We start from the raw sequence: 3,615 nt of genomic DNA, 5'->3' as shown, positions 1-3,615 counted from the left end.
CGAGGTTTGCCACAGCTGGCTCAATCGCTTTCGCAAGCTGCTCGTGCGGTATGAAAAACTCGAACGCAGTTTCGTCGCACTCAACCACATCGCCGCCGCCATCATCGCGTTCCGCAAAGTGAAGCTCACGGTAAACATAATTTACGGATAAGTTCTAAGAACTCCACTTTTCAGGGGCAAGGTCAAATCTCAGCCCCTTCAGCTCTGGCGCGCTGCTCGATGCCGGGGTACTCGCCCTGCAACCACGCCTGCACCGCCGCAGGGCTTTGCTCGTAGGCCCTTTGGATCGGCTTTTGTGGCGTAAAGCCCCAGCGGGTGAGGTACTTGCCCACGCTGCGCGCTTGCAGCTTGATGCCGAATTCTTGTTCGATGAGCTGACCCACCGCAGCGCGGCTCCACAAGCTGAAATCCATCTTGAGCTGCTCGGGCCGCTTGTCGATGATCATGCGCTGGATGGTGTCTTCCTGGGCCACACTGAGCACTCGGCCATCGCCTCTGGCGCGCCCACGCAGCGCCGGTCGGATGGCGCTCCAGCCGCCGGCCTCAAACAGATCGATGGCTCCTCGCACGCTCGGGTAGCTCAGCCCGGTCATCGTGACAATCTGCATGATCTTGATGCCTTGTTTGTACAGCCTCACGACCTGCTTGCGCCGCTCGTGAAGTTGCTCCAATGTTTGATTTCTTGCGCTTTCTTTTTGCATGACTCTCTGATCAGGAAAATCAGACAAAGTTCATACTTTATTGGGCCTTATCTTATCTATAGGTGGCTCAGCCCGGACACAGCGCTTGGCAAGGCACTGCGCACGAAGGGAGCAAAGCAGGGCGCCGCACCGTTGGCGATCCAGTGACCAACGCAGCCGGTTGGTGCGTGAAGTGTTGCGTGTTTTTCACACAGTTCCGTGTGCGCTTTTCCGGATCACAAATTTGGCAAGGTGTTTTCGATCACAATGTCACTTACTGCGCGCGATCACAGAATCGCGAAATCACTAGATCACCAAAAAACCCCATGCCCGTCGCAACCACCAAACGCCCACGTCAAGGCGCTGAGCCAGGCATCACGCTGGTAGTGCGACCAGGTGCGGCCCATGCTCGTCAGTCGGATGCAGTTTGGATGAGCAACGGGCGTTTGGTGAGCCACACCATTGTCGAAGCTGACTTCAAGCGTAGGCTGACGGAGCGCATGGCCGCCTTGCGTAGCGACCCAACCGAGTTGAAGGCCTATTACGTTAAGCGGGGTGTACTGACCAAAGGCGGGAAGCTGACGAGCCGGTACGGGGGCTAGGCTTGTATCAACGCCTGCCTAATTGGGTGTTGGGATTCCACGGGACCGATGAAGATACCGTAAACAAGATCCTCAACAATCCTGAAAGCCATTTGAACAGTAGCGCCAATGCTCACGATTGGCTGGGGAAAGGTATCTATTTCTGGGAAAATGATCCAGCTCGCGTCCTTGAATTCTCCAAGGAGCGAATGCGCTGGAAGGGCATTACTGACAAGACGCCCGCGGTCATTGGAGCGATCATCGATCTTGGGCTGTGCTTGAACCTCTTCGAGCAACCGGCGCTTGAACAACTTTCGCTTGCCCATGAGGTTCTTGCAACCGACTTCGAAGCATTGGGTTCTCCACTCCCTGAAAATGCGCCTGACGGCAAACTTTGGTCCAAAAATTTGGACTGCCTCGTGATCGATACACTTCACGCCACCCGCGAGTTAATGGAAATGGCCAGCTACGACTCTGTGCGTTCCGCATTCCAAGAGGGCGCTCCAACGTATCCAGGTACAGAGTTCCGCATGAAGAACCACATTCAGATCGCGGTGAGGTCGCACACCTGTATCCTGAATCCGTGACCTCGAATGCCGCGACAGGCCAATGCAAGTTCAATCGATGCTCGATTCGTTGAATTCGCTTGATTGCGAGGCCTTGGCATCCAAATCGCTGAGGTTGGCAGCTGCGGCAGGGGCATGGAGGCTCTCCGGACAGAGCGTTTGGGAGCCCGCTGTCGATGAGCGCGCGCACCCCATCGCGCAGTTCACCGCGTTGCCGTCCATCCGTGAGTTCATGCCTCGGCTGCTCAAGCAGATGAGCCCGGTGCCGCAGCTGGCGCTACGCGGCCTTCATCTTTCCAAAGGCGCGCTCAAACACCGCAAAGCCCGAGTCGCTGCCCGATATCCCCAGCACCCAACCCCTGGCGTGGCTGATGATGCGCGCGGCCTTGAACATCATCTCCTGCATCACCGTCTTGATGCGCCGACGCAGCGCGGCCTTCCTCAGCGGGCTGTCACTCTCGTGCAGCGTGTGCTGGCCCACGATGCGCAACAGGTTCATCGCCACCGCCGCCAGGGCGCACACCAGGTGGTTGGTGGCGAACTTGCCCGAGGGCAGGCGCCTCAGATCCATGTCGGTCTTGAACTCGGCATGGAACTGCTCGTGCGTGGCGTGGTCGCGGTACAGCGCGATGACCTCTTCGTTGCCCACCTGCGGCCCCAGCGTGGTGGTCCAGCCTTCGAGCACGTACTCGGGCAAGAGCAAGGCGTTGCCTCGTCTGTCGATGCTGCGCTCGGTCAGGCGGTAAACACGACGCAAAGGGTGGCGCAGGGTGCGATGCGCCATCGCGCCTTGTGTGTCCGTCACTTCGATGGCGCTCAGCGCCTCGGTCCACAGGCACTCCCGTTTGCCCACTCGAAGTTGCGTCCACACGGTGGCTGTGTCGGCGCAGCGCTGCGTGGCGATTTGCTCGACCGGCGCGCTGCGCGGGTTCCACTTGATCAGCAGATCGACCTGACGGCCCAGCCGGGCCGCTTGCTCCAGCGTCTGCGTGATCAGGTGCTGCGAGCAAAAGCCCGAGTCCGCACGCAGCAAAAACGCCGCTGCGGCGCTGACGGCGCAAGCCATGCCCAGCGCACGCTCGATGTTGTATTCGCTCTCACAGGCGCTGTGCTGGCTGCCCGCGCGAAGATCGAGCTCCAGGCAGTAGCCGCGTGTGCCCAGGTACAGCGCGATGGGGCAGTAGCCGTCCACCCCGGCGTAGGTGTAGGACACGCCTTCCTTGGCCGTGTCGCTCTGGTCCATCACGAAGGTGTCGATATCCAAGGGCAGATGGCCGGTACTCAAGGCGCCAAAGTCGATGGGCGCGCCGTTGATGTGCAGGCTCAGCACGGCGCGGTTGATCCGGTCGGCCAGTTCGCTCCATTCGGTGCCCATGGCGTCAAAGCGCTGACGCAGCGTGGCGCTCGATGGCACGGCGCGCAGGCCCAGCGCCTGGTGCACAAAGCGCTGGGAGCGAAAGCCCTCGACGGCCTCGAAATCGTTCTTGCCCAGGGTCAGCAGGCCCAGGTAGCACTTGAGGATATCGCTGTTGGCGATGCCACCTCGCTCGGTCTGCACCGGGTACTTCGGGTCGATCATCGCGGGCAGGTTGATGCGCTTGAACAGCCGCCCGACCAAGGCCAGACCGCCATGGCTGCTCAAATCGTAGGGCAGCTTCTTGACAATAAATTCAACCGGATCAGCCATTTGCGCTTCCTTCACCTGCAGGGTGCGAGGCAGATGGGGTTCACGTGCTTGATTCGTATGAGGATTTACCCTGAACGCGACTGTGAGGTCACGGATTCAGG

4 protein-coding genes and 1 pseudogene are annotated in these 3,615 nt (G+C 59.7%); 2 read left to right on the top strand and 3 right to left on the bottom strand.

Annotated features, from left to right (window positions below):
• Window positions 1–151: transposase (locus F3K02_RS20940; RefSeq protein WP_177137574.1), on the top strand; the 151-nt coding region annotated here is incomplete at its 5' end.
• Window positions 152–185: 34 nt separating this feature from the next.
• Here F3K02_RS20940 and F3K02_RS20935 read toward each other — a convergent pair.
• A pseudogene (locus F3K02_RS20935) lies at window positions 186–701 on the bottom strand (winged helix-turn-helix domain-containing protein); the annotation flags it as partial.
• A gap of 583 nt (window positions 702–1,284) precedes the next feature.
• On the opposite strand from F3K02_RS20935, the gene F3K02_RS20930 reads away from it, so the two are divergent.
• Window positions 1,285–1,848, top strand: a complete 564-nt coding sequence (locus F3K02_RS20930; RefSeq protein ID WP_177137573.1) for a hypothetical protein — start codon at window positions 1,285–1,287, stop codon at window positions 1,846–1,848.
• A gap of 30 nt (window positions 1,849–1,878) precedes the next feature.
• On the opposite strand, the gene F3K02_RS27330 is transcribed toward F3K02_RS20930, so the two are convergent.
• On the bottom strand, window positions 1,879–2,061 hold the full coding sequence (locus F3K02_RS27330) for a hypothetical protein (protein ID WP_218179533.1): 183 nt from the start codon (window positions 2,059–2,061) through the stop codon (window positions 1,879–1,881).
• A 43-nt stretch (window positions 2,062–2,104) separates the two neighbouring features.
• Window positions 2,105–3,514, bottom strand: a complete 1,410-nt coding sequence (locus F3K02_RS20925; protein ID WP_177137572.1) for an IS1380 family transposase — start codon at window positions 3,512–3,514, stop codon at window positions 2,105–2,107.
• Window positions 3,515–3,615 lie beyond the last annotated feature (101 nt).

Origin of the sequence: Hydrogenophaga aromaticivorans (assembly GCF_013387465.1) — a bacterium.
GTDB lineage: Bacteria > Pseudomonadota > Gammaproteobacteria > Burkholderiales > Burkholderiaceae_C > Hydrogenophaga > Hydrogenophaga aromaticivorans.
Note: the sequence above shows the minus strand (reverse complement) of the source record. Positions and strands in the feature narration are given on the sequence as shown.